A 26239-nucleotide genomic window follows, 5' to 3' on the forward strand; every position below is an offset into this window, starting at 1 on the left:
CGCCGAAGCGAGACCTACAAGCCCAGGTCGCGGCCGACGATCTCCTTCATGATCTCCGTGGTGCCGCCGTAGATGGTGGAGACGCGTGAGTCGAGGTAGTCGTGCGCGATGCGGTATTCGAGCATGTAACCGTAACCGCCGTGCAGCTGCAGGCACCGCCCGACGATGTCGACGTACTGCTCCGTGGTCCAGAACTTCGCCGCCGCGGCGTCCACTGAGGACAGTTCGCCGCGGGAGTGCCTGGCCAGCAGGTCGTCGATGTAGCTGCGGCTCACCCGCACGGCGGTGACCATTTCCGCCAGCTCGAAGCGCGTGTTCTGGAACGAGCCGATCGGCTTGCCGAACGCCGTGCGCTGCTTGACGTAGTCCAGGGTGCGCTCCAGCACGCCCTCCGACGACGCCACGGCGTTGGCGGCGATCGAGATCCGCTCCTGGGGCAGGTTGCGCATCAGGCCGGCGAAGCCCGCCCCCTCCGCGCCGAGCAGGTTGGCGGCGGGCACCCGGACGCCCTGGAAGGACAGCTCGCTGGTGTCCTGGGCGTGCAGGCCGATCTTCTCCAGGTTGCGGCCGCGGGAAAAGCCCGCCCGATCGGCCTCGACGACCAGCAGGCTGAGCCCGCCGTGGCGGTCCGGGCCGGTCCGGACCGCGGTGACGACGAGGTCGGCGTTCTGGCCGTTGGAGATGAAGACCTTGCTGCCGTCGACCACGTAGTCATCGCCGTCGCGGACGGCGGTGGTGCTGATCCCGGCCAGGTCGCTGCCGGTGCCGGGCTCGGTCATCGCGACCGCGACGACCAGCTCGCCGGCGGCGATGCCGGGCAGCCAGCGGGCTTTCTGCTCGTCGTTCGTCAGGTCGGTGAAGTAGGGCACGACGATGTCGTTGGACAGCGCCACGCAGGCGAGCCCGTCCGACACCGGGTTGCGCGAGAACTCTTCGCCGATCACGGCGTTGAAGCGGTAGTCGGTGATCCCGGCCCCGCCGTACTCCTCGGGGATGGAGAAGCCGAGGATCCCGGCGCGGGCGGCCTCCCGGAAGAGCTCGCGGTCGACCTTGCCCGCCGCCCGCCACCGTTCGGCGTGGGGCGCGGCGTGCTTGTCGACGAACGCGCGGACCGTGTCCCGCAGGAGTTCGTGGTCCTGGTCGTAGAGCGACCGCTCGGCCGGGCTGACTGTGGTCACTCGGGACTCCTTCGACGCCTGCGCACCGGCGCCGGCCTTGCTGACCGGCACCCGGCTTCGATATGTTAATGAGAAATCGCACCAGTGAGCAAGCTCGGGCCCGACGTCGCGAGACCAAGTCCAGGCCAGACAGCAGAGATGCACGAACACACCTCCAAGGAAGCAGGTATGTAAATGAGCAATCTCAGCAGAAGGAGTGTCTTGTCCCTCGGTGCGGCGCTGGGGCTCGCGGGTGTGGCGAGCACGGCCGCCCCCGCGTGGGCCTGGTCGTCGACGGGGTCGATGGCCGGCACCGGCACCGGAGCCGACCCGTGGCAGGTCTGGGACGACCCGATCGACGGTCTGGTGGCATCGCTGCTCGACAACGGCCAGGTCCCGGCGGTCAACGCCGCGCTGGCGTCGTGGGCGAACAACAACGACCCGGTGCCCAGCAGCCTGCCGGCCGCCCTCGTCGCCCACCTGCAGCAGGCCGCGAACCTGCCCGCCTGGGCCGACCGCGCCAAGCTCCGGCTCGCCGCCGACTTCAACCGGCGCAAGGACACCTACCTGTTCATGCTGTACGGCCTCGGCAGCGGCATCATGAGCACGGTCATCCCGCGGGAGGCCGAGTCGGTCTACTGGTCCGCGGGCGGTGCCGACATGAAGGACCGCGCGGCCAAGACGTTCACGTTCGGCTACGACCTGAGCGAGCTGACCGCCTACGAACCCACCGGTCAGTTCGTGGTCACCGCCAACAAGACGCGGCTGGTGCACGCGGCAGTGCGGCACCTGCTGCCGCGGTCGGCGCACTGGCAGGCGGCCACGGACACGCCGATCCCGATCAGCAACGGCGACATCCTCGTCACCTTCCACAGCTTGGGCACCTTCGTGCACCGGAAGCTGGTCGAGTGGAAGGTGCCGATGACGGCCGCGGAGGAGGACGCCTTCCTGCACATGTGGCAGGTCGCCATCCACCTGCTCGGCGTGCGCGACGAGTTCATCCCCAAGACGTGGGCCGACGCGAACGCGCAGTCGGCGTACGCGCTCACACCGATCCTCGCCCCGACGACCGAGGGCAAGGAACTGGCCAAGGACCTGCTCGGCCTGACCGCGCAGGTCGATCTGGGCGTCACGCGCGGATTCCTGAACGAGTTCGTGCGCTACGTGCTCAACGACAAGATCGGCGACTGGCTCTCCCTGCCCCGCGACTACGCGGCGGCCACCCTGGTCCGCACCGGGTGGCCCACCTACATCGCGTTCCGGGAGGGGCTGCTGCCCGTGCTGCCCGTCGGCTTCTACATGTTCGACCAGTTCGTGCGCGCGCTGGCGATGCTGTTCCTCAACAACGGGACGTCACCGACGAGCACCACCATCGTGATCCCCACCGCGAACCGGCCCGGCGCCTGACCGGCGCGCCGGGAGTCCCAGCGCCCCCACGACCAACGCGGTGACGGCGGCGCGGTGGTCCGGGCCGTCCTGCCACCGCAGCCGCCGGCCGGCCTCGACCACCACGCCGAACCCCGCGTGCACCAGGGCCCGGGCCTGGCGCGGATCGAGGTCCGGGCGGGCCAGCCGCAGTTGCTGCTCCCAGACGGCGATGTGCTCGCGCTGCGCGACGGCCAGCGGGCGCTGCAGGGCGGCCGGCAGGCCGGCGACCTCGGCGTCGGCGACGCTGGTGAGTGCGGTGTGCTCGAAGCTGTAGGCCACGTACGTCGCCGCCAGTGCGACGACGGCGTCGTGCGGGCCGGCCACCCCGTGCAGGTTCTGTTCCACCGCTTGGGCCAGCAGCCCCGCGGCCTGCAGGCAGGCCGCGGCCAGGATGTCGGCCTTGGCGGGGAAATGGCGGTAGATCGTCGACGGGACCAGGCCCGCGGCCTCGGCGATCCGGCCGTTCGTGACGGTGGCGAAGCCGTCCCGTTCGAACAGCGGGACGGCGGCGGCGAGGATCTCCGCGCGCCGGGTGCGCGGTACGGGCAGGACGGGCAGCTCGACGGCGCGTGCGCTCCCGACGGCCGCCGCGGGGCTGGTCGCGGCCACGCGCAGGGCGGCCGCCAGCAGCAGGTCCTCGGCCCGGCGCGGGGCGATCGAGGTGCGGTGCATCGTGACCGACGCGATCGCGCCGAGGGCCGCCGCGGCCCGCAGGTGCTCGTCCGGCAGCGGGTGCTCGCGCCGCACCACCCCGGTCACCCGCGCGACGACGTGGGCGAACTTCGCCCTCAGGACCCGGCGGTCGTCGCGGTCGAGGTAACGCGCCTCCCACCGGTACAGCCCGCCCGCCGCGCGATGGGCGACGGTGACCCGGGTGACGGCGGCGAGCAGGTCCGCCAAGGCCGCGTCGGGCGGCACCTCGTCGACCGCGGCGACGAGCCGGTCCACCATGACGTTCGCGCACTCGGCGAACAACGCGTACTTGTTCGGGAAGTGCCGGTACAGCGCGGCCGCGGTGATGCCCACCGTGGTGGCGATCTCCTCCATGGACGCGGCGTGGTAACCGCGCTCGCTGAACACCCGGCCCGCCGCTTCGACGATGAGCTGCTTGCGGTTGCGCGGCCGGGTGGCCGCGGGCGACTCGGCGGTCACCGGCGGACCCGGGCGAACGGACGCGGGAGCAGGGCCATGCGTGCCAGTCAATCACGAGCCGGACCGCGGGCCCGGGATCAGCACGACCCGGGCGTCCCTCGTGCGACTTCCGATTGACTTGACCTCCCGGCCGGTGCCTTTGCCGGGCACGGCGACGACCGCGCGCCCGGCACCGAGTTCCAGTGCCGAGGGCGCGATCCACTGCCTACTGGCCGCCGCCGACGGCGACGCCCTGGTCATGACCGGGAAGCGGAGCCACGGCCAGAACCGGACCGTGACCCCGTACCCGCGCGAGCACCGCGCCGACGTCTACACCGCACGGGCGCGGAAGCTCGCCGACCGGCGCTAGAGCGCGGCGGCCAGCTCGGCGACGAGGTCGGCCGGCTCTTCGATGCCGACCGAGAGCCGGACCAGCCCGTCGGTGATCCCGAGGGCCGCCAGGTCGTCCGGGGCCAGGGACCGGTGCGTGGTCGTGGCGGGGTGGACGAGTGTCGTCGCGACGTCGGCCAGGCTGGGCGAAAGCGGGATCGACGGCCCGAGGCGGCGGATGAGCTCGTCGACGGCGGGGCGGCCGCCGGCGAGCTCGAAGGACAGCATGCCGCCCGTTCCGCCCGGGTAGAGCCGGGCCGCGGTGGCGGCGTGCGGGTGGCCGGGGTGCGCCGGGTGGTGCACGCGCGTGACCGCCGGGTGCGTGGCGAGGAACTCCGCGACGGCCGTCGCGCCGCGGGTGTGCGCCCGCATCCGCAGAGGGAGGGTCTTCAGCCCGAGCAGGGCCAGCCACGCGTCGAACGGGCCCAGCGTGGCGCCGAGGTGGACGATCGACCGGCGGATCCGCGCGATGAGGCCGGCGTCGCCGGCGACGATGCCGCCCATCGCGGCGGAGTGGCCGCCGAGGTACTTGGGGATGCTGTGCCACACCAGGTCGGCGCCGTGGTCGAGCGGCCGGATCAGGGCGGGCGTGGCGAACGTCGAGTCGACGACGAAGGTGGCACCGGCCGCGGCGGCGAGCGCGGCGAGGGCGGGCAGGTCGGGCACCCGCATCGTCGGGTTGGTCAGCGCCTCCACGAGCAGGAGCCCGGTCCGCGGGGTCAGCGCCCGTTCGACGTCGCCGGGGTCGGCGGCGTCGACGAGGGTCGTGGTGATGCCGAGCCGGGGCAGGTCGGTCTCGAGCAGGCTGCGGGTGCCGCCGTAGGCGTTGCGGTCGGCGACGACGTGGCCGCCGGTCCCGACGAGGGCGAGCACCGTCCCGGTGAGCGCGGCCATGCCGGACGCGGCGGACACCGCGTCCGCCGCGCCTTCGAGGTCCGCGACGGCCTCTTCGAGCACCTGGCCGTTGTAGTGCCCGAACCGGTAGTAGACCTGCCCGCGCTCCTCGTCGTCGAGGACCCGGTGCAGCGAGGCGAGGTCCGGGTAGGCGTGCACGGTGCTCTGGTGCAGCGCCGGCACCAGGGGCGGGGCTGCGCCGGGCGGGGTGTGGGTGCCCGCTCGCGCGGCGCGGGTCGCCGGGTGTGCGCTGGGGTTCATCGTCACCGTCCACTTCGGATCGTCGCTGCGCCGGACAGCCGCCCGGCTTCGGGAATCCCGCCGGACCTCGCCGCCGGCTCGCCGGGTGGGCGGCGAGCCGGTCGATGAGGTCACGGCGTCAGAAGGTCAGGACCTGGTAGCCGGACTCGACCAGTTCCCGGATGCTCGCGACACCGGGGGTGCCGGGCGCCTGGTTCTGGCCGATCTGCTTGATCTCCTCGGCCTCGATGCCCGCGGTCGCCCCGAAAACGGTCGTGCAGCCGGAGGAGGCCACCGTGGCCACCTGCTTCTTCACCGCCGTGTAGAGCTCGTGCGCGGGGTGGGCCGGGTCGGCCAGCACGGCCGGCCAGCGGGTGCCGGTGCCCTGGAACAGCACGAGGGCCTCACCACCCTGCGCGAACTCCCACGCCGTGGCGAGGGCGTCGAACACCCGGCCCAGTGCTTCGTCGGTGCCGGTCGACGGGTCGGACAGCACCACGACCGCGGTCTTACTGCTCATGGAACGTGCTCCTCGGGATCGGATGAGGTGAACGGCCTCATTTTTACCGTACGTTCGGTAATATTCAAGGGTGGGGCTCATCACGTGGCCCTGGACGGGTTTTTTACCGTACGTTCGGTAACGCATGTGCCGTCCGCGGCACGGAGGTCCCCACGATCGCCGGCGCCGAGCGGCCGGGATCGTCACCAGCAGGAGATTCCATGTCAGTTTCGGATTTGTTCGAACCGCTCACCCTCGCCCACGGCCCGGCGATGCGCAACCGCTTCATGCTGGCACCGCTCACCAACCAGCAGAGCGAGCACGACGGTTCCGCGTCCCCCTTCGACCAGGAGTGGATCAGGCAGCTCGCCCGGAGCGACTACGCCTTGATCCAGACGTGTGCCGCCACCGTCGAGGCCGGCGGCATCGCGTTCGAGCGGCAGCTGGGTGTCCACAGCGACGCCCACCTGCCCGGCCTGACCGAGATGGCCACCTCGATCCGGCGGGGAGGAGGCTTGTCCGCGGTGCAGTTGCACCACGCCGGCCACCGCGCCCGCCCGGAACTGGGCGGGCTTCCGGCTCCTGCCTCCGGTTCCACGGTGCCGGGCGTCAAAGCGCTGACGACAGAACAAGTCGAGCGCATCCGCGACAGCTTCGTCGCCGCCGCCGTGCGGGCGGAGCGGGCCGGGTTCGACGGCGTCGCCGTCCACGGCGCGTTCGGGTGGATCCTGTCGGAGTTCATGTCCCCGCTGCTCAACGACCGCACCGACAAGTACGGCGGCAGCACCGAGAACCGGGCGCGCCTCACCATCGAGGTGATCGACGGAATCCGCCGGGCCTGCGGCCCCGACTTCCAGATCGGCTGGCGACTGTCGGTCGAGCGCTACGGGCTGGATCTGGAAGAACTGCGGGACATCACCGCCGAGGTGCTCGACCGGGAACTGATCGACTACCTCGACCTGGCCCTGTGGGATTCCGCGCAGCTCGTCCAGGAAGGAGCGTTTCGCGGGCGGAGCATGCTCGGTGTCTTCACCGATCTTCCCCGGAAGAGCGTGCGCGTGGGGGCGGCGGGCAAGATCATGAGCGCCCAGCGCGCCGGGCAGCTGCTGGACGAGGGCTGCGACTTCGTCCTGATCGGCCGGGCCGGCATCCTCCAGCGGGACTTCCCCCTTCAGGTGAAGGCGAACCCGCAGTACGACAGTGCGCAGCTTCCCGTGACGGCGCAGTACCTGCGCACCGGCGGGCTGAGCGAGCGCTTCATCAACTACGTGAGCGGCTGGCCGAGCTTCGTCTACTGAGCGGCCACCACCATCCGACCCAGGATCGAGGAACATGAGCACCGAAAACGCCGACATCAACTTCTACTTCGACCCCACCTGCCCGTTCGCGTGGATGACGAGCAAGTGGATCCGGATCGTCCAGGCGCAGCGCGACTACACCGTCGACTGGCGGTTCATCTCCCTGCGCCTGATCAACTCGCACCTCGACTACGACACGCACTTCCCCCCGGAGTACGACGCCCAGCACACCGCGGGCCTGCGGCTGCTGCGGGTCGCGTCGGCGGTCCGCGAGAAGCACGGCCGCGAGGCGATCGGCCCGCTCTACGCGGCCTTCGGCGCGCGCATCCTCGAGGCCGGGCCCGACGAGGGCAAGACCCCCGGCTGGCAAGGCACCCCCGGCCTCGCCGCCGACGCGCTCACCGAAGCCGGCCTGCCGACGTCGCTCGCCGACGCGCTCGACGACACGACCCGCGACGCCGAGATCCAAGCCGAGTCCGACGAAGCGCTGTCTCTGACGGGCAAGGACGTCGGCACGCCGATCGTCCACTTCGAACCGCCCGAGGGCGTCGCCTTCTTCGGACCGGTGATCAGCAGGCTGCCCGACGAGGACCAGGCCGCGGCGCTGTGGGACCACGTCGTCGGCCTCGCCCGGTTCCCCGGCTTCGCCGAGCTCAAGCGCAGCCTGCGCGAGCGCCCGCAGCTGCCGTCGTTCGGTGTCACGACGCAGGAGACGGGCAAGACCGAGGACTGGCACGCCGGGAGCCGGCGGCTCAAGAAGTAGCACCCTCCGGCTGGTTTACCGAAAGTTCGGTAAACTAGCCGGTATGGCCCGACCCCCCTCCATCACCGAAGCCGACCTGATCGACCTGCTCGTCAAGGTGTTCCGCGAGAAGGGCGTCGAAGGAACGGCGATCGGCGACCTCTCGGCGGCCACCGGCCTCCAGCGGGCGAGCCTCTACCACCGCTTCCCCGACGGCAAGGAAGGGATGGCGGACGCCGTGCTCACCGAGGTGGGCAAGCGGTTCCTCTGGATACTGGCGCCGATGCGCGAGGACCCGGACGTCACCGAGGGCATCACGGAGACCGCGCACCGGCTCGGCCAGTTCTACGGCGCCGGTGCGTTGTCGTGCGTCCTCGACACCATGACCTTGGCCGGCACCCCGGAGCGGCTGCGCGACCACGCCCGGGCGCTGGCCAAGACGTGGATCGACGCGATGGCCGAAGCCGCACAACGCGCGGGCCGCCGCCCGGACGACGCCATGCGTGCCGCCCGAGATGTCTTCCTGCGTATCGAGGGCTCGCTGGTGCTCGCCCGGGTCCTCGGCGACAACGACGCGTTCGCCGAGACGGTGGCCCTCATGCCGACCCTCCTGGCACCGCCGAAGACACCGACGAAGAAGACGCCGCAGGACAAACCGAAGCGGCGCAAGGCCTAGACCGAAGCGGGCCGTTCAGGAAACCGGACGCCGACGTCGGCCAGCGCCGCGGCGATCCGCTCGTCGTCCACCTCGTCCGCGGCCCACCAGACGTGTCCGTCCGGACGCACGAGCACCACCGCCGCGGTGGTCCACGGAATCGGCGCCGTGACGACGTCGATTCCCCGCTTCACCGCGGCCGCGGTGGCCGCCGGGATCGGTGCGGCCGCGTCGACCAGGAGCACCGGCCACGGCTGTGCGACCGGCACGCGCGTGCCGGTCAGCGGGTGACCGGTGGCCGGGTAGGCGACGTCCAGGGCGGACAGTTTGCGGGCCAGCGCCAGCGAAAGCTCGGGCACCTCGGCGATGAGCCCGCTCAGCACCGCCCGCAGGGCCATCCCGTCCGGGGTGGTGGCGGTGATGAGCGCCGACTGGCCCTGGGTGTGCTGGACCAGCTGCTCCCCGACCGGGTGACGCTCGTCGTTATAGGCGTCCAGCAGCGCCGGGTCCGCGTCACCCCGGGCGACCGCCGCCAGGCGCCAGCCGAGGTTCATCGCGTCCTGGACGCCGACGTTGAGGCCCACTCCCCCGGCCGGCAGGTGCCGGTGCGCCGCGTCGCCGGCGAGCAGCACCCGGCCGTGGCGGTAGCGTTCCGCCAGCTTCGCGGCATCGCCGAACCGGGTGAGCCAGCTGGGGTCGTGCATCCCGAAATCGCTCCCGGCGACGCGGATCGTGGCCTCGCGCAGGGCTTCCAGGGTCAACGGGCCGGCTTGGTGACCGGTCGCCTTGTCCACCCCGGAGATCCGGTAGCGGCCGTCGCGCAGGGGCACCGACAGCAGCGCGCCGTGCTCGTTGTGGGCGCTGCGCACCGGTTCCGACGTCACCCGCACCTCACCGAGGTAGCTGTGGAACGTCGTTTCGGTGCCCGGGAAGGCGATCCCGGCCGCGGTGCGCACCACGCTGCCGACGCCGTCGGCTCCGACGACGTAACGCGCGAGGCGCGTGGACGGACCGTCCGGTCCGGACACCTCCAGCCGGACGCCGTCCTCGTCCTGCGTCAGGTCCGTGACGCGGTGGCCGCGCAGGATCCGCGCCCCCGCCGCGAGCGCGTGCTCTTCGAGCAGCTCCTCGGTGCGGCGCTGGGGCAGGGCGAGCATGAACGGGTAGGGCGTGTCGAGCACGGAGAGGTCGATCGGGGTGTCCAGCATGCCGAAGTGCCACCGCGGGATGGGCGTCCCCTCGGCCAGGAACCGCTCGGCAAGCCCGCGCATCGCCAGCACCTCCAGGGTGCGCGGGTGCACGCCCAGCGCCTTGGAGTGCGGGCTGCGCCCGGCGGCCCGCTCCAGGACCACGGCCGGCACGCCGCCCAGGCCCAGCTCCGCCGCTGTCCACAGGCCCACCGGCCCCGCTCCGACGACCACGACGTCGTCACGGACCGGCTCAGTCGACTGGAGTCTCCCCATATTCATAGTAACGACCATACTCTCAATGTAGGGAGGTAGCATCGGCCCATGACTGCACGTGACTACCGGTCATCGGTGCGGGAGCGGCACGCCCAGGACACCCGCCGGACGATCCTCGACGCGGCCGCCGCGCTGTTCGCCGAGCGCGGGTACGCCCGCACGAGCGTCGCCGCCGTCGCGGAGGCCGCCGGGGTGGCGGTGAACACCGTCTACACCAGCGTCGGCGGCAAGCCGGCCCTGGTGACCGCCCTGACCGAGGACGGCGCCCGCGACGAGGAAGCCGTCGAAGCGGCGCGGGTGGTCACCGGGTGCGCCGACGTCCGCGCGGTGGTGCGGGTGGTGGCCGAGGGCACGGGCTCGGTGCAACGGCGCCGGCAGCGGATCCTCGCGATCCTGCTGGACAACCGCACGGCCGACCGGGATGTCGCCGCCGCGGCCGACTTGGCGGTGCGCGCCACCCGGGCGCGGCTCGACGTCGCCGCGGGACGCCTCGTCGAGCTCGGCGGGCTGCGCGCGGGGCTGGACCGGACCCGCGTCGGGCAGATCCTGTGGTTCTACTTCGGGTTCGAGTCGTGGCGCACCATGTGGAGCTTCGGCTGGGGCTTGGAGCAGGCGGCCTGCTGGCTGGCCGGGCAAGCGGAGTCGGCGCTGCTGGACGACCGGCAAGATCACGAAGCGGTGTGACCCGTTCACCCGTTTGCGCCCGCGTTGTACGTTGTCGACAAGCCGTCAGCGCCGATGGGACACCCGCCGGCCACGTGGCCAGGAGGCATTGTGCTGGAAGCACTGGGCATGACCCCCGATGAAGAACGGGTCTACCGCGCGATCGTCGGCGGCTACCGGACCGCGCCCGACGAGATCGCGGACAAGATCGGCGTGGGCCGCGGCGAGGTCGACCCGATCCTCGAGGTCCTGCTGGCGAAGGGGCTCGTCAACCGGACCGACGAGCACTACGTGTCCGCGCCGCCGGACGTCTCGCTCGGCCCGCTGCTGGTGCACGGCCAGGAGAAGCTGGAGGCCGCCAGGGCCGCGGTGTCCCAGCTCGCCGAGGAGTACCGCGGCAGCGCGCGGCGGCGGGACTCCGCGCAGCTCGTCGAGGTCGTCACCGGGGTGGACGCGATCCGGCGGCAGGCCCTCGCCATCCAGCGCGGGGCCCGCGAAGAGTCGCTGTGGTTCTGCCTGGAGGGCAACGTCGCGATGGCGGCGTCGGAGAACGTCGAGGAGGCACTGGCGCAGGCCCGCGGCGTGCGGTACCGCGTGATCTACGAGACCGGCTTGCTCGAGGAACCCGGCCGGATCGTCAACGTCCTGGAGGGGATCGAGGGCGGCGAGATCGCCCGCTCGATCTCGAAGCTGCCGGTGCGCCTGGCCATCTCCGACCGCCGGGTGGCGCTGTGCCCGCTGGTCAGCCACGACAGCACGGGCGAGCCCACCGCCGCGCTCGTCCGGGAGAGCAGCCTGCTGTCCGCGCTGGTCGCGTTGTTCGAGGTCTACTGGGAACGCGCGTCGCCGCTGCGGATCGGCGACACCGCGCCCGCGAGCCACCTCGACCCCGACGAGCGGCGGCTGCTGTCCCTGCTCATCGGCGGCGTCAGCGACAAGTCGATCGCCACGCAGCTCGACGTCAGCTACCGGACCGTCCAGCGGCGCCTGCAGGACCTGATGCGCCGGGTCAACGCCCACACCCGGATGCAGCTGGCCTGGCAGGCCAGCAAACTCGGCTGGCTGGACGAGCCGAGCCCCGGGCACCTCCTGCCGCGAACCGGCGGAAGGCACCCGGAGCCCTTGAGCGAAACCGGCTAGCGCAGCCCGTACGCCCGCGTCACCGTCTGGTCGACGACGTCGCCCGCGGTGTCGGTGGCCCGCACCCGCAACGCGACGTACTTGTTCGTGGCCCCGAGCGACGGGTGGTCGATCGTGGCCTCGTAGGACTTCCCGGTGCGCTTGACATCGACGGCGCGCCAGGTCTCGCCGTCGTCGTAGGACGCCCAGGCCTGCACCGCCCGCACGTCCGGCGCGGCCATCCCGTCCTGGAACCGCGCGCTCAGGCCGATCCTGGCCTTGCGACCGGCCGGGAGCCGGTTGCCGGAGTCGGCGTCCACCGCGTAGTCCAGCTGCAGCAACGGAAGCAGCGCCGGGGCCGCCGACCGGGCCGAGCGGAACGTCCACGACGTCTGCGTGCTGGTGCCGAACAGCCACTCCGGCGAATCGCGCCGCACCGACAGGTCGAGCCGGTAGGTCGCCGGGTCCGCACCGGCGGGGAAGGTGCCGAACGCGTACGGCTGCTCCGACACGAGCTTGCCGTCCCGGAACAGTTTCGCCGACGTGGTGGCCGGGGCGGCCTGGTCGTCACCTTCGTTGAAACCGTAGTGACCGGCCTGGCTGTCGACGAACTCCGGGATCTGAATGCGCAGGTTGTCGCCGTCACGGGTCGAGTCCAAACCGGGCACGCCCCGCGGGATGGCGGGCCGCACGACCGGCGCGAACCAGTCCTCGGTCAGGTTCTCCTGACCCGTGTAGGTGCGCGGCGCCGCGGTCATACCGCCGTCGAGCGGCGACATCTCGTCCCAGACCAGGCCGTGCTTGACCCGGTGCTGCCACTGGATGTCCCCGGAGCTGACGTACTCCTCCCGCGTCGACGGCGTCGTCACGTACCGCTGGTACTCGTTGACGGCGAAGTCCTGCCACGGCTTCCACGCGAACCGCTGTTCCTTGGCCTCCCCGCCGCTGCCGGTCTGGCGGTAGTGGGTGGTGACGGTCGCGGTGTTCGCCGCGGTGACCCGGTGGACGAGCTTCTCCGGGATCCGGTCGCGCTCGGTCTGCACCACGTCGTAGAGGTACGGGCTGACCGCGATCCCCTGCAGGCTCAGGAAAGCCGGGAAGCGCTTGATCTTGGCGAGCAGCGCCACCCCCTCGTCCCGGTCGAGCTGGACGGTCGGGATCCGCAGGAAAGGCGCCGCGCTGATCGACGGCACCGTGGCGGTCCCCCAGCCGTCCGGCACGACAATGAAGACGATCGCCGCCCCGGCGTCCGCGGCGGCGCGGGAGACCTCGTCGCGGTTGTAGTCCGCCGGATCCGGGTCGACGATCGCGGCCTTCCCGCGCACGTTCGCCTTCGCGAAGTCCGCCGGTTTGCCCGCCCCCGCGGAGACGGCCTGGAGCAGCCGCCAGCCGTCCAGCTTGGGCGATCCGGCGAGGTAGCGGGTCGTGAGCGGCTCACGGCCGCCCAGGACGTTCGCCGTCAACGGCGGCGCGATCCGCGACCAGCGGGAGCCGAACTCGAAGGCCCCGGTCGTCACCTTCGGCGTCGGCGTGACCCAGAGTTCGCGGGTGTAGTCGAACTGCATGGCGTAGTTCGCGATCTTGCGCGAGCCGAGTTCCCGGTAGGTGTAGTAGCTCCAGATCCCGGCCTGTTCCGACGGTTTCGGGGTCTCGATCTGCACCTTCACCGCCTTGCGGGCGTCCAGCACGATGCTCGTGTCGCCGGTGATCCGGATCTCCGGCTGGACGACCTGGTAGACGTAGTCACTGCTCTGGACGCCGTTGACCTGCGCGGTCAGGTAGTACACGCCGTCGCCGAGCTCGACCGTCAGGCCGTCGCCGGCCAGCCAGGTGTTCACGTCGAAGCGGTAGTCCTCGCCGTACATCAGCAGCCACGGCGCGACCGTCGGCTTGCCCTGCAGGTCGAGGGCGGTGAGCGTGACCTTGTGCTTCGGCGCGGTCTTGTCCGCGCCGAGCGAGGTGTGCACGACCACACCGGACGCGGTCGCCGTGAGCCACCCGCTGTAGGTGCCCGCCGCCAGCTTCGCCGGGTCGCCGGTGATCGTGACGCTCGCCTGGCCACCGGCCGGGACGTCCACAGTGGACTTACCGAGCCGGATCCCGTCGGCGGCGGGGACGCCGGCGAGGGACTTGGCGTCGAGGGCCAGCTTCAGGGAGACCGGCGTGGTGCCGACGTTGGTGTAGGTGACCTGCTTGGCCACCGGCGCCTTGCCGTCCTCGACGGAGCCGAGGTCGAGCGTGCCGGTGGCGAAGACCTGCTGCTTCACCGCGCGGGCGACGTCGACCCGGCCACCGCCCTGCTCGAACACCGAGAGCCCGGCTGCGGTCAGGGAGGTGCTGGCCAGCCCGTCCTTGAGCTGCCGGCCCGTCCAGTCCGGGTGCTGCTGGGCGAGGATCGCCACCGCGCCCGCGACGTGCGGTGTGGCCATCGAGGTACCGGACGCGGCGGTGTAGTGGTCGTCGACGGGGTCGCCCATGGCGGTCCCCGCGGCGCGGGCGGCGACGATGCCGACGCCGGGCGCGGTGATGTCGGGCTTGACGGCGTTGTCGCCCAGGCGCGGGCCGCGGCTGGAGAACGGCGCCAGGCTCTCGTCCCGGCCGACGGCGCCGACGGTCAGCGCGGCCGCGGCGGTGCCCGGCGAGCCGATCGTGTACGCGCCCAGCTCACCGTCGTTGCCGCCGGCCACCACGAAGAGCGTGCCGGTCTGCGCGCTGAGCGCTTCGAGACCGAGGCTGAGCTCGTCGGTGCCGTCGGTCGGCCCGCCGCCGAGGCTCATGTTGACCGCCTTGGCGCCGGAGTGCGCCGCCCACTCCATCCCGGCGAGGACCCAGGACTCGTAGCCGAAGCCGTCGTCGTCGAGCACCTTGCCGACGAGCAGTTTCGCGCCGGGCGCGACACCCTTGAGCCGCCCGCCCGAAGCGGCGCCGGAGCCCGCGATCGTCGAAGCGACGTGCGTGCCGTGACCGAAGTGGTCGGTGGTGTCGGGGCTGGTCGTGAAGTTGACCGCCTCCTGCACGCGCCCGACCAGGTCGGGGTGCGTGGGGTCGTAGCCGGTGTCGAGCACCGCGACCGTGGTGCCGGTGCCGTCGTAGCCCGCGGCCCACGCCTCGGGGGCGCCGATCTGCGGGACGCTCCGGTCGAGGGAGGCACGGACCTTGCGGTCCAGGGAGATCCGCTCGATCGCGCTGCCCGCCGACGACGTCCAGAACGCGGTGGCGTCGGCCTTGCTGGCCCGCGCGGAACGGCCGTTGACGCTGCTCAGCGTCACGCCCAGCTCGGCGGCCGCCGGGGCCGCCTCGGCGGTGCGCAGGTCCGCGCCCTTGCGGTAGGTGAGGATCAGCGGGAGCGTCTTCGACTGCTCGTCGGCGTAACCCTCGGCGATCAGCTCGGTGACGTCGAACAGGCTCCGGTCGACCTGCTTCGAGCCCAGCCGCGGGGCGACGTCCTCGGGGAAGACGCTGAGGTGGCCGTCGACCTCCTGCTGGTGGAACCGGATCTTCTCCCGGCCCGGCGCGGGCTGGACGGTGGCGGCCTGCTTGCCGCCGGGTTGCCGTTCGACCTGGACGACGTCCCCGGTGAGCAGGGTGACCGAATGCCGTTCGACGGCCGCGGGTGCCGGCGCCGCTGTCGGGCCGGGGGCCGCGTCCGCGGCTCCGGCGGTGCCCGCGGCCAGGGTGGCGACGCAGGTCAGGACCAGAACACGTGATCTCCAGTGCATCGCACCAGGCTCGCGCCGTGATCGTCATCCGTCACTAGGGCGGCCGCGTCCGAAACACGACACGTCGCATCTTCGTCAGCGGCTCACCGGCCGCCGGTGTCGACGGATTGTCGACGGGTTCTGTGACCGTGGTGGCGACCCGGACGCCGACGGAGGAAGCATGCGCACCCTGTACGACGCCGTGACGGCGGCGCACATCCCCAGCACGGCGGCCATGGTCGCCGGTTACATCGACAAGATCAAGCTGGCGCCCTGGACCGCGGCCGACTGGGCCCGGTTCCCGGACGCGGTGAAGGTCGAGATCGTCAAGAAGGCGACGACGAACGCCGGGCACGTGCTCGACGTCGAGCCCGGTGACGCCACGCCCGCGGAAGCCCCCGCCTGGGTCCGGCTGCGCCGCGCCGCCGGAGCCGATCCGACGATCTACTGCAACGCGGCCACCTGGCCGGCCGTCCGCGCCGCCTTCCGCGCGGCGGGGGTGGCCGAGCCCCACTACTGGATCGCCCGGTTCGACGGCGATCCCGCGATCCCCGCCGGCGCGGTCGCCAAGCAGTACCGCGGCGACGTCGCCCCCGGCTACGACGTCTCGTCGGTCGCCGGCCACTGGCCCGGCGTCGACCCCGACCCCCGGCCCACGACATCGGAAGAGGTTCTCGCCATGCTGGCTCCCGCCGCGTCCGACGACTACGTCTCGATCCCGTGCGACGGCCGGAGCAGCCTGTTCGTCGCCGCCCACTTCGGCCGCAAGGTCACCGCGATCGAGATCTGGGCCATCGGCGACAGCCCCGCCGACCCGGCCCGCTCACGCGCGACCTTCGTCGGCGGCGGCTTCGCGTTCGACCCGGACCGCCCGGGCCCGATCAGGCTGCCGCCCAACACCAGGACGGTGAACCTCCGCTACCAGGCGGACCACGCGTTCACCGGCTGGTGCAGCTGAAGGAACCGAGATCGCCTGGGTGATCGACCGGTCCTCGCCGAGCCGATCGGGCCGGCAGCCGGAAGAATTCGCAGACGTCCGATCCGCCTCGAACACCGACCGACGAAAGGGCATCCGCATGAGGCTTCGCCGTCTGCTCGTCCTGCTGGCACTGGTCGCGCCGGCCACCGTGGCCACGGCCCCCGCCGCGTCGGCGGTGATCGGCGGCTCGGTCAGCACCAGCGGGCCGTGGGCGGTGCGGATGCTCGTCGACGGCAAGGGCGAGTGCACCGGAACCGCGATCACGCGCGAATGGATCATCAGCGCGTCGCACTGCTTCTTCGAGCAGGCCGAGGCCATCGCGGACACCCGCATCGAGTTCCACGTCGGCCACTTGGACCAGCAGAAGGGCACCGTGGTCCGGCCGGTGCCCGGCAGCAGGCAGGGCAGCGCGGACGCCGACATGATGCTGATCAAGGTGCCGCCGATGACCGTCACCCCGGCGAAACTCCCCACCACGGGCCCGGTGCGGCCGGGGCGGCACGTCCGGCAGTACGGCTGGGGCGCCACCTGCCAGGGCGACGAGAACAGCTGCCAGTCGGACGTGCTCAAGCAGTCGCTCCTGCGGGTCCTGTCCGCCGACGACCCGCGCTGCGACGGCTTCGCCGTCCCGGGCGGAACCGACTTCTGCACCACGAGCGTCACCGGCATCCCGGCCGGCGGCGACTCCGGCGGCCCGGTCATGGGCACCGGCGCCGCGACGGGCACGCTCGTCGGGGTCTTCGACACCTCCGACCGCGCCACCATCGCCGGTGCCGGCGACGTCTTCCGGCAGCTGAACTGGATCCGCCAGGTCATCGGCGGCTGACCGGCCGAGCACCGTCCGAAGAGGTCCGCCCGGGCACCCGCTCCAGGTGACCGCCGGACCAGAAGAAGTGCTTGTCGGCCTTCAGCATCTCGGTCGTCACCGCTAGTGACTCCCTGCGCGCGCTATCGGCGCCGAGTCGCCACCGCCCACAGTGCGGCGTCCCGGGCCGGCTCCAGCGACCCCTCGGAAACGTGACCGTGAGTGATCGAGAGGGCACGGGCGAGGTAGCGGTCCGTAGCCCCAATGTGACACTTACCCTTTTCAGTGCACAGGCTGCGATGTACCATCGGATTTGATCAAGCCGACGGAATCGGGGCCCGGACGGCACAATCTTCTGGACGGTGCGCCCGTCCACTCCCATGCCGAGGTGTCGGACCCATGAGGTCGGTAGTCGGCCGCGCGCTGCGCGGATTCTTCGTCGCCGTTGTGCTGGTCGCCGGCAGTGTGAGCACGGCCGGGGCGGTGACCGCGCCCGCCGACAGCCAGCAGGAGGCGGCGCGCACTCCGCTCGCCGACGTCGCGAAGACGCCGGAGCCGCAGGTCCCGGACAAATCCTGGCGGGTCGACGGGAACGGCACGTTCACCGACGACATCGCGATCCGCGTCCCGGCCTTTCACAACATCACCCCGGAACTTTCGCTGGCCTACGATTCCTCCGCGCGCAACGGGCTGGCCGGGGTCGGCTGGACGCTCAACGGCCTGAGCGAGATCGAGCGGGCCGGCAGCGGCAAGGGCGCGCCCCGGTACGACGGCACGGACGGCTACCTCCTCGACGGCGAGGAGCTCGTCCCCTGCGTCGCCGGCAGTGTGAGCCCGAGCTGCACCTCGGGTGGCACGCACTCGACCAAGAACGAGTCCTTCGGGAGGGTCGCGCTGACCGGCACCGGCGCCGCCAGCCGGTGGACCTTGACCGCGAAGGACGGCGTCAAGCGCGTCTACGCGCCGGTGCTGTCCGCCGCGACCGATCTCGTCTACCGGTGGGGCCTCAGCCAGGTCGTCGACACCAAGAACAACACGGTCTCCTACAACTGGGCGGTCAACCAGTTCGAGTGCTGCTGGGAGTACCTCGACTCGGTCACCTACAACCAGGCCACGATCAAGTTCCAGTACGAGAAGCGCACCGACACCGACCTCGAGGCGATGGGCAACGGCGGCCTCCGGACCGTTCAAGGGCGCATCAAGACCGTCGATGTGAGCGTGGCCGGCAGCCGGGTCCGCGCGTACAAGCTGACCTACGCCACCAGTGACGCGACGGGGCGGTCGCTCCTGTCGGCCGTGCAGCAGTTCGGCTCCGACGCCGTGCTGGACGCCACCGGCACCGTCACCGGCGGCACGGCGATGCCGGCCGTCTCGGCGACCTACCAGGCCGGCGCACCCGCGTTCGTCTCCGGCAACGACAACAAGGCGTTCACCGGGAACAGCAACGACGCCAAGGACTTCCCGATGGACATCAACGGCGACGGCAAGACCGACATGCTCGAGCTGTGGCCGAACTTCGGTTCCTACCAACGCAAGACGTGGCTCTCCAACGGCACCGACTTCACGCTCGCCTCGACGGAGGGCGCGACGTCGCTCAACCAGAACGCGCGTTACCTGCCCGGTGACTTCACCGGCGACGGCAAGTCCGATCTGCTGGAGTTCTCCCCCTCCGGCCTGGGCATGGCGCGGCAGCTGTGGGTGTCCACCGGCACCGGCTTCACGGCGGGCTCGACCGGCGCGGCCCAGGGCCGCAACGACGCGAACTCGCGCTTCCTCCCGATGGACGTCAACGGCGACGGCAAGACCGACGTCCTCGAGCTGTACTCCTGCGGCATCTTCCCGGTGAACTTCTGCCGCGCGACATGGCTTTCGGACGGCACCACCTTCACCCTCGCCTCCAACGACGCCGGCATCGGGATGAGCGCGGATCGGCAGTTCGAGGCCGCCGACGTGAACGGTGACGGCAAGTCCGACTTCATCGAGCTGCTGCCCGCGCTCTTCGGCGCCGGTACCCGGCACATCTGGCTGTCCACCGGCACGGGCTTCGTCTCCGGGGCGACCGACGGCGGCATCTCCTGGAGCCAGCCGGACGCGGAGGGCGCGGGCAGCCGGTTCCTGATCATGGACGTCAACGACGACGACAAGGCCGACATGGTCGAGCTCTACCCGGCGTTCGGCACGTACACCCGCCGGACCTGGCTCTCCACCGGCTACGGCTACAAGCTGGGTGCCACCGACACGAGCATGAGCTACAGCACGGCGTCCAAGCAGCTCGTGATGGACGTCAACGGCGACCACCGGATGGACATGGTCACCCTCTCCCCCGGATTCCTGGGGGCGTCGACGAAGCGCGACATCTGGCTGTCCACCGGCACCGGCTTCGCACCCGGCGCGAGCGACCCGACGATGGGGACCTACACCTGCAGCAAGGGCAACTGCACCGCCGACTTCCTCGAGATGGACGTCAACGGCGACATGCGCACGGAGATGGTGGAGCTCTACAACACCAACTTCGGCCTCAACAAGGGGCGCCACGTCTGGAACATGGGTGGCGCGGCGACCGACGTGCTGACGTCCCGCACCAACGAGTGGGGCGCCAAGACGACGGTGAGCTACAAGCCGTCCTCCGCGTGGGCGAACACGAACAACCCGCCGCTGACCCAGACGGTGGCCGCGGTGACCGACGACGCCGGCCCGGGCGGCGCCGCGACCACGAACTACAGCTACGCGGGCGGGACGTACTACCACCCGGAGCGCACGTTCCTCGGGTTCCGCACGCAGCGGGAGACCAAGCCCTGCAACGCGGGCGAGACGGCGTGCCCGTACACCGACACGACCTTCCGCCAGGACCTCGCCGCGATCGGCCGGCCGGAGCGCGTCGAGAACCACGAAGGTGACGGCGCGCTGCTGAGCGCGACGGTCACCGAATACGCCACCAACGGCACGACCGTGCCGAGGACCGTGCTGCCGACCGGCACCTGGGAGTACGCGTACACCGGCCGGAGTGCGGTCTGCCCCGGAGCGGACTGCAAGCGCACCCACACGAGCCTGGCGTACAACGCCTACGGCGAGGTGGTGACCCGGATCGAGCACGGCGACGAAGAGCAGGCGGGCGACGAGCGCACGACGGTGACCACGTTCGTGCCCAACACTACCGCCTACATCGTGGACAAACCCGCCGCGGTGAAGGTCGTCGCCGGCGTCGGCGCCGGCGGGACCAGGCTCAGCGAGACCCGCACCGGCTACGACGGCGTGAAAGCCTGGGACCAGGCCCCGGCGGCCGGCTTCGAGACGACGTCCGCGCGGTGGCTCTCGACCACGGACGCGTTCGTCGAGACCGGCAAGGAATACGACGCCTGGGGCAACCTCACCGCGGAGATCGACCCGGTCGGCGCGCGCACCACGCTCGGCTACGACCCGGCCTACCACGTGTTCCAGACCTCGGAGACCAACGCGCTGTCCCAGACGGTCGACGCGACGTGGGACGCCGGCTGCGGCACGCCGACCCGGGTGAACGACCTCAACAAGCAGCCGACCACCCTCACCTACGACCCGCTGTGCCGGGTGGTCGAGACCACCCAGCCCGGCGGCAAGTTCGAACGCCACCAGTGGGTGAACGTCGGCGATCCGGCCGGGCAGTACGAGCAGATCGAGAAGCCGGCCGCGGACGGCACGAGCGCTCCGCAGTGGAGCCGCCGCTACGTCGACGGCCTGCAGCGCCCGTACCGCACCGCGGCGAAGGGCCCGGACGCCGCGACCGGCGACATCTACGTCGACACGGCGTACAACGCCCGCGGCCAGGTCGCGTCGAAGACCGCGCCCTACTACCGGGTGGCGGGCCAGGCGCAGCCGGCGACCTACCCGACGACCACCGTCTACGACGGACTCGACCGGTCGACCAGGACGACGCTGCCGGACGGCGCGACCCGGACCGAGAGCTACGGCCCGTGGTCGACCACCACCACAGACGAGAGCGGCCACACCACGACCGACCGCACGGACGCGTACGGCAAGCGCGTCGAGCGCCAGCAGGTGGTCGGCGGCAAGCCCAGTACCGCGAAATACGTCTATGACCTGCGCGGCAACCTCGCGCAGTCGACCGACCCGACCGGGTACGTCATCACCTACACCACCGACTCGCTCGGCCGGCAGACGAAGGTGGCGGATCCGGACAAGGGCGCCACCACCTACGAGTGGGACGCCGCCGGCCGGGCGACCGCGCAGACCGACGCGAACAACCACCGCACGACCTTCACCAACGACCTGCTGGGGCGCGAGACCGGCAAGACGTCCGACGCGGGCACCGCTTCCGCCGCAACGGTTTCCTGGACCTACGACCAGGTCCAGGACGGCTTCTCCAACGTCGGCAAGGTCACCTCGAACGCCGACGCGGCCGGCACCAGGACGTTCGGCTACGACGCCCTCGGCCACGTCGTCAAGACGGTGCGCACCGTGGGCGGCACGGCCTACGAGTTCCGGTACGGCTTCGACACGGGCGACCGGAAGCTGTGGACCACCTACCCCGACGGTGACACGCAGGGCACCGCGGCGGCGCCGCTGCGCTACGACAGCGCGGGCCGGCTCGCGGCGATCCCGGGCTACGTCACCTCGGCGACCTACAACGCCGACGGCAAGGTGACCACGATCGCCAACGCCAACGGCACCGTGACCACCCGCCCGCACGACGGGGCCCGCGGCTGGCTCACCGGCATCAAGACGACGTCGGGCGCCGACGTCGTCCAGGACAACGCGTTCACCCGCGACGCGAGCGGCAAGATCACGAAGGTCACCAGCCCGTTCCCCGACGAGAGCTGGACGTACGCCTACGACGACGCCGACCAGCTCACCAGTGCGACCGCGGACACCGGCACGGCGAACAACCAGTCCGTCTCCTACGACGCGGCCGGCAACATCGCCGCGAACTCCCGGACCGGCGACTACACCTATGACCCGGCGCACCCGCACGCGGTGACCACCGCCGGCTCGAACAGCTACACCTACGACGCGGCGGGCAACATGACCTCCGGGGCCGGCCGCACCCTGACCTGGAACGGTGACGGCCTGCTGGCCTCGGTCGTCAAGAACGGCGTCACGTCCACGTTCACCTACGACGCCGACGGCGCCCGCCTCCAGCAGGTCGAGGGCAGCTCCACGCGCCGCTACCTCGGTGCCGACTACGAGGTCGACGTCACCGCCGGCACCACCACCAAGTACACCTCGATCGACGGAACGCCGGTGGCCCGGGTCGACGGCGGGACGAAGTACTGGGTGCACACCGACGTCCAGGGTTCGATCCAGGCGGAGACCAACGCCGCCGGTGTCGAGGTCCACCGCAAGAAGTACCGGCCCTTCGGCGAAGTCCTCTCGACCGGCGGGTCGCTGCCCTTCGAGTCGCGCGGCTTCACCGCCGAACGCCAGGACTCGACCGGGCTGGTGTACCTCAACGCCCGCTACTACGACCCGCAGCTGGGCCGGTTCATCTCGCCCGACCCCACCATCGACGGCGAGGACACCGTCGGCCTCAACCGGTACGCCTACGCCGCCAACGACCCGGTGAACCAGATCGACCACACCGGCCTCTCCTGCACGACGTCCGCCGGCAAGAAGTGCGACGCCAAGGACGAGGTGAAGATCAGCCGGTCGGAGATCATCGACCGCGCGCAGTACTGGGTCGATCACAAGCCCGGGCCGTACTACGACCCGGAGAACCTCGCACCCGGTGACACCGGTTTCTCACCCGGACCGGGCGACGGGCGCTCGTACCGCCGCGACTGCTCCGGTTACGTCTCGATGGCGTGGCACCTCAGCTGGAGCGCGAGCACGTGGACCCTGCCCGACTACTCCCACGAGATCAGCCGCGACGACCTCAGGCCCGGAGACATCCTCAACTCGGCCGAGCACCACGTGGTCCTCTTCCACCGGTGGATCGACAACAAGGGGAACTTCGAGTACTACTCGTTCGGCTCCACCCCGGTGAAGCACAGCACGGCCAACATCAACGATCGGACCCTGGACAGTCACCCGAACAGCGAGTACCGGGCGTGGCGCTACGACAACGTCATCGAGGACGATCCCACCGTCCAGGCTCCCACCGCCCACTCGCCGTTCTCCTAGTGTCGCGACGCGGTCCGGCGGCTAAGATCCGGCACCACGGTCAGAGGAGACCCGTTCTGTCACTGGTCACCACCGGGAGGACGTCGTGCGGATCGGCGAACTGGCGGCACAAGCCGGGGTGAGTGTGCGGTCCCTGCGCTACTACGAACAGCAGGGGCTGCTCACCAGCACCCGCAGCAGCAGCGGGCAACGGCACTACACGGACGGCGAAATCGAGCGGGTGGCCTTCATCCAGCGCCTGTTCGACGCCGGCCTGTCCAGCCGCACGATCGCCGAGCTGCTGCCCTGCGTCGAGTCGCCCAGCGAGGGCAACTCGGACGCCGCGTTCGCGCGGATGCAGCAGGAACGCGACCGGCTGACCCAGCACATCGCCGACCTCGTCCACACCCGTGACTCGCTCGACGGTCTCCTCGCCGCGAACCGGGCCCACCGCGCGTCGCTCCGGGCGGCGGTCGGCGGCTGACGCGGTCCGCCGGCCGCGCTCAGTGCGATTCGACGAGGTCGGCCAGCCGGTCGAGGGTGCGGCGCATCGCCCCGCGCGCCGCCCAGCGACCCAGCGTGACGACCACCCGCAGCGGCTCTTCGCTCAGGTCCCAGCTCTCCCGGACCAGCGTGCCGTCGCCGTCCGGCTCGAACTCGTAACGCCAGATCCGGCCACCGAACACCAGGCGCCACTTGACGGAGTCCTCGTGCGGCCGGCTCTGCCAGGCGAACCGCCGGCCGGGGACGGCCTCGATCACCGTGCTCGTCATGACGTACTTGCCGCGGAGGTCCATCCTCATGCCGAAGTGGTCGCCGAGACGCAGCGGCCGGACGGGTGAGCTGATGCCGATCGGCTCGACCAAGGAGCCGGACCCGTCGATGTCCTTGTGCCGCAACGGATCGGCGACCACCGCGTACATCCGGTCCGCGGGGGCGGCGATGCGGCGTTCGACGGACACGACCCAGCGGCTCATGCCGCCACCCTATCCGCCGCCGGCACCGATCGGCGGGCGTGGAGCACGAGCACGAGGTTCGCGCCCAGCGCGGCGCCGAGGATCCCGAGCGCCGGGACGACGAGCCCGGACCCGGCCAGCGACAGCAGCCACGCCCCCGCCAGCGCACCGACGACCGCGGTCACGACGCCGGTGATCCGGCCGTGCGTTCCCGGGGTGGCGAGGTACGCGCCGAGCCCGATCAGCAGCCCGGCGCCGGGCACCACCACGAGCGGCCCGGCGATGAACCAGGAGGGTGCGAGGGTCCAGGCGAACAGGACCCCCAGGAACCAGCCACCGAGGCCCAGCGGCAGCACGATCAGCGCCCGGACCCACCGGCTCGCCACGCGGCCCGGTGCGCCGCGGCGGCGTCGCCTGCGGGCGAGCAGGCCGAGCACGAGCAGCCCGAGCAGCACCCCGCCGGTCGTGACGCCGACCAGGATCCCGGCGATCGTGGACATGCTCAGCGGCACCGCCGCGAAGTCGACCGGGCGCCGGTCGAACTGCGAGCTGTCGACGCGGCCGGTGTCGAAGAACGTGGTCAGCAGGTGCTTGCCCGCTTCGGGCCGGTGTCCCCAGAAGTCGTCGGTGTGGCCCAGGCCCGGCAGGATCACCTGGTGCCCGCGGGACAACGCGGGCAGCAGCTCGTTCGTCGCGTTGACCGGCGGTGTGGAGAAGTCGAGTTCGCCGCCGATGAGCAGGGTCTCGACCGCGCTCGGCCGGACCGTGCGGTAGCCGGCGTTGTCCGGGCTGTCGGGCCACGCGGTGGCGAAGCCCGCGGGGCCGCCCCAGAGGAAGTCGGTCGAGGCGTTGCCGAGGATCGAGCCGGGATCGCCGCCCTGGGCGTAGTACTGCTTGGCGGCGGGGGCGTCGAGCATGGAGAAGGAGGCGAACTCGCCCCAGACGGTGGAGCTCGGCAGGGCGAGGTCGGCGAGGACGGACATCGCCCACATCGCGCTCGGCCCGCCGTCGAGGTAGGCGTCGATGACCGCGGGTGCGTTGTTCGGGGCCGACGCGCTTCCGTTGTAGTGCATCGCGTACTGGCTCAGCACCCGGACGTTGGTGTCCTTGATGGCCAGCGGTCCCCACCGCGACGGCATCGTGGCGACGCCGTCGCGGATCGACGCCGCGAGGTCGGGCGTCTTCGCGGCGCACACGGCGTCCGCCCGGCACAGGTCGGCGTACTGCCCGAACTGGGAGTCGGTGGTGCGCGGGTTCCAGAGCAGGTGGCCGGGCGGGTTGACCGAGATCATCGCCGAGCGCAGCAGCGCTTCGGGGTGGCGCCACCCGTAGATCGTCGCGGTCCGGGTGCCCGCGCTGGAGCTGACCAGGTCGATCCGCGGGTAGCCCAGGGCTTTCCGAGCCGATTCCATGTCCTCGACGCGCTGGGCGGCCGAGTAGCCGGTCAGGTCCACCCCGGTGCGTTGCAGCCGGTTCGCGCACTTGGCGAACGCCTGGCTGGTGGCGGGCAAGGCGTCGGCGCCGGTCATCCCGTCGGACGACTGCAGGGCGTCGGTCACCTCGGGGCAGTCCAGCCGCCGTGAGCCGTCGACGCCGCGGTAGCCGACGAGGACGACGTCGTGGTGGTCGGTGAGCCGGGCGGCCTCGGGGAAGTCCATGTTCGACAGTCCCGGTCCGCCGCCGAGCCGGAAGACCGGTTCGCCCGCGGGTTGTGCGGTGGCCCGGATCCGGACGACGGGCAGGGCGATCAGGCTGGTCGCCGGGTTCGCGCGGTTCTCCGCGACCACCAGCGTTCCGCAGTCGGCGGCCTGCGCTCCGGCCTCCGTGTCGAAGGTGCAGGGCTGGACGGTCAGGGTGTCCGGCGCGGCGCCGCGCGGGACGCGGGGTGTGCCGTCGGGCCAGAAGACGACGGTGCTCAGCACGATCAGGACGGCCGCGATGCCGGCGAAAACCACGGCTCGGCGGCGGGAAGGAGGCAAGCGCATGGCGGCACGTTATGAGCGGCGACCCCCTGAGGGCGTCATACGGC

At 71.5% G+C, this 26239-nt stretch carries 19 protein-coding genes; 11 read left to right on the plus strand and 8 right to left on the minus strand.

Annotated elements, in window-relative coordinates; all coding sequences use genetic code 11:
* Positions 1 to 14: 14 nt before the first annotated feature.
* Complete coding sequence (locus tag MUY22_RS42440; protein WP_247052995.1) at positions 15 to 1178, minus strand: acyl-CoA dehydrogenase family protein; 1164 nt, start codon at positions 1176 to 1178, stop codon at positions 15 to 17.
* Between the two features lie 174 nt (positions 1179 to 1352).
* Between MUY22_RS42440 and MUY22_RS42445 the strand changes: the two genes are divergently transcribed.
* On the plus strand, positions 1353 to 2564 hold the full coding sequence (locus MUY22_RS42445; protein WP_247052996.1) for an oxygenase MpaB family protein: 1212 nt from the start codon (positions 1353 to 1355) through the stop codon (positions 2562 to 2564).
* On the opposite strand, the gene MUY22_RS42450 is transcribed toward MUY22_RS42445, so the two are convergent.
* Complete coding sequence (locus MUY22_RS42450) at positions 2511 to 3737, minus strand: TetR/AcrR family transcriptional regulator (RefSeq protein WP_247052997.1); 1227 nt, start codon at positions 3735 to 3737, stop codon at positions 2511 to 2513. The genes MUY22_RS42445 and MUY22_RS42450 overlap by 54 nt on opposite strands.
* Before the next feature lie 133 nt (positions 3738 to 3870).
* On the opposite strand from MUY22_RS42450, the gene MUY22_RS42455 reads away from it, so the two are divergent.
* The gene (locus MUY22_RS42455; RefSeq protein WP_247052998.1) at positions 3871 to 4086 is read left to right on the plus strand and encodes a hypothetical protein; all 216 of its coding nucleotides are present in this window, start codon (positions 3871 to 3873) and stop codon (positions 4084 to 4086) included.
* Here the strand turns inward: MUY22_RS42455 and MUY22_RS42460 are convergent.
* Both MUY22_RS42460 and MUY22_RS42465 read right to left on the minus strand, forming a co-directional pair.
* Complete coding sequence (locus MUY22_RS42460; protein WP_247052999.1) at positions 4083 to 5261, minus strand: PLP-dependent aspartate aminotransferase family protein; 1179 nt, start codon at positions 5259 to 5261, stop codon at positions 4083 to 4085. The two genes, MUY22_RS42455 and MUY22_RS42460, sit on opposite strands and share 4 nt — an antisense overlap.
* Before the next feature lie 118 nt (positions 5262 to 5379).
* On the minus strand, positions 5380 to 5760 hold the full coding sequence (locus MUY22_RS42465) for a hypothetical protein (RefSeq protein WP_247053000.1): 381 nt from the start codon (positions 5758 to 5760) through the stop codon (positions 5380 to 5382).
* Positions 5761 to 5960: 200 nt separating this feature from the next.
* On the opposite strand from MUY22_RS42465, the gene MUY22_RS42470 reads away from it, so the two are divergent.
* From MUY22_RS42470 to MUY22_RS42480, 3 genes are read left to right on the plus strand one after another with little or no spacing between them, the layout of a single operon-like run.
* Positions 5961 to 7037: an NADH:flavin oxidoreductase gene (locus MUY22_RS42470; protein ID WP_256475004.1), complete on the plus strand. Its 1077-nt coding sequence runs from the start codon at positions 5961 to 5963 to the stop codon at positions 7035 to 7037.
* 34 nt (positions 7038 to 7071) lie between these two features.
* Positions 7072 to 7800, plus strand: coding sequence for a hypothetical protein (locus MUY22_RS42475; RefSeq protein WP_247053002.1), 729 nt, complete (start codon positions 7072 to 7074; stop codon positions 7798 to 7800).
* A 43-nt stretch (positions 7801 to 7843) separates the two neighbouring features.
* Positions 7844 to 8455: a TetR/AcrR family transcriptional regulator gene (locus MUY22_RS42480; protein WP_247053004.1), complete on the plus strand. Its 612-nt coding sequence runs from the start codon at positions 7844 to 7846 to the stop codon at positions 8453 to 8455.
* Here MUY22_RS42480 and MUY22_RS42485 read toward each other — a convergent pair.
* Positions 8452 to 9897, minus strand: coding sequence for an FAD-dependent monooxygenase (locus MUY22_RS42485; protein ID WP_247053006.1), 1446 nt, complete (start codon positions 9895 to 9897; stop codon positions 8452 to 8454). The genes MUY22_RS42480 and MUY22_RS42485 overlap by 4 nt on opposite strands.
* Before the next feature lie 48 nt (positions 9898 to 9945).
* Between MUY22_RS42485 and MUY22_RS42490 the strand changes: the two genes are divergently transcribed.
* Positions 9946 to 10581, plus strand: a complete 636-nt coding sequence (locus MUY22_RS42490; protein ID WP_247053008.1) for a TetR/AcrR family transcriptional regulator — start codon at positions 9946 to 9948, stop codon at positions 10579 to 10581.
* Positions 10582 to 10635: 54 nt separating this feature from the next.
* Complete coding sequence (locus tag MUY22_RS42495) at positions 10636 to 11700, plus strand: LuxR family transcriptional regulator (protein ID WP_256475005.1); 1065 nt, start codon at positions 10636 to 10638, stop codon at positions 11698 to 11700.
* On the opposite strand, the gene MUY22_RS42500 is transcribed toward MUY22_RS42495, so the two are convergent.
* Entirely contained in the window at positions 11697 to 15398 is a 3702-nt protein-coding gene (locus MUY22_RS42500; protein WP_247053012.1) for a S8 family serine peptidase, read from the minus strand. The genes MUY22_RS42495 and MUY22_RS42500 overlap by 4 nt on opposite strands.
* A gap of 160 nt (positions 15399 to 15558) precedes the next feature.
* Between MUY22_RS42500 and MUY22_RS42505 the strand changes: the two genes are divergently transcribed.
* The 4 genes from MUY22_RS42505 to MUY22_RS42520 all read left to right on the plus strand — a co-directional run bounded on the left by MUY22_RS42505 (position 15559) and on the right by MUY22_RS42520 (position 23738).
* Positions 15559 to 16335 carry a hypothetical protein gene (locus MUY22_RS42505; RefSeq protein WP_247053014.1) on the plus strand — a complete coding sequence of 259 codons (777 nt, stop codon included), beginning with the start codon at positions 15559 to 15561 and terminating at the stop codon, positions 16333 to 16335.
* Positions 16336 to 16453: 118 nt separating this feature from the next.
* Entirely contained in the window at positions 16454 to 17182 is a 729-nt protein-coding gene (locus MUY22_RS42510) for a trypsin-like serine protease (protein ID WP_247053016.1), read from the plus strand.
* 378 nt (positions 17183 to 17560) lie between these two features.
* Positions 17561 to 23275, plus strand: coding sequence for an RHS repeat-associated core domain-containing protein (locus tag MUY22_RS42515; protein ID WP_247053018.1), 5715 nt, complete (start codon positions 17561 to 17563; stop codon positions 23273 to 23275).
* 85 nt (positions 23276 to 23360) lie between these two features.
* Positions 23361 to 23738 carry a MerR family transcriptional regulator gene (locus tag MUY22_RS42520; protein ID WP_247053019.1) on the plus strand — a complete coding sequence of 126 codons (378 nt, stop codon included), beginning with the start codon at positions 23361 to 23363 and terminating at the stop codon, positions 23736 to 23738.
* A gap of 19 nt (positions 23739 to 23757) precedes the next feature.
* Here the strand turns inward: MUY22_RS42520 and MUY22_RS42525 are convergent, their stop codons facing one another.
* Both MUY22_RS42525 and MUY22_RS42530 read right to left on the minus strand, forming a co-directional pair.
* Entirely contained in the window at positions 23758 to 24231 is a 474-nt protein-coding gene (locus tag MUY22_RS42525; RefSeq protein WP_247053021.1) for an SRPBCC family protein, read from the minus strand.
* Positions 24228 to 26195: an alpha/beta fold hydrolase gene (locus tag MUY22_RS42530; protein WP_247053023.1), complete on the minus strand. Its 1968-nt coding sequence runs from the start codon at positions 26193 to 26195 to the stop codon at positions 24228 to 24230. Before MUY22_RS42530 ends, MUY22_RS42525 begins: the two co-directional genes overlap by 4 nt.
* Positions 26196 to 26239: the final 44 nt, after the last annotated feature.

Source organism: Amycolatopsis sp. WQ 127309 (assembly GCF_023023025.1).
Classification (GTDB): Bacteria; Actinomycetota; Actinomycetes; order Mycobacteriales; family Pseudonocardiaceae; genus Amycolatopsis.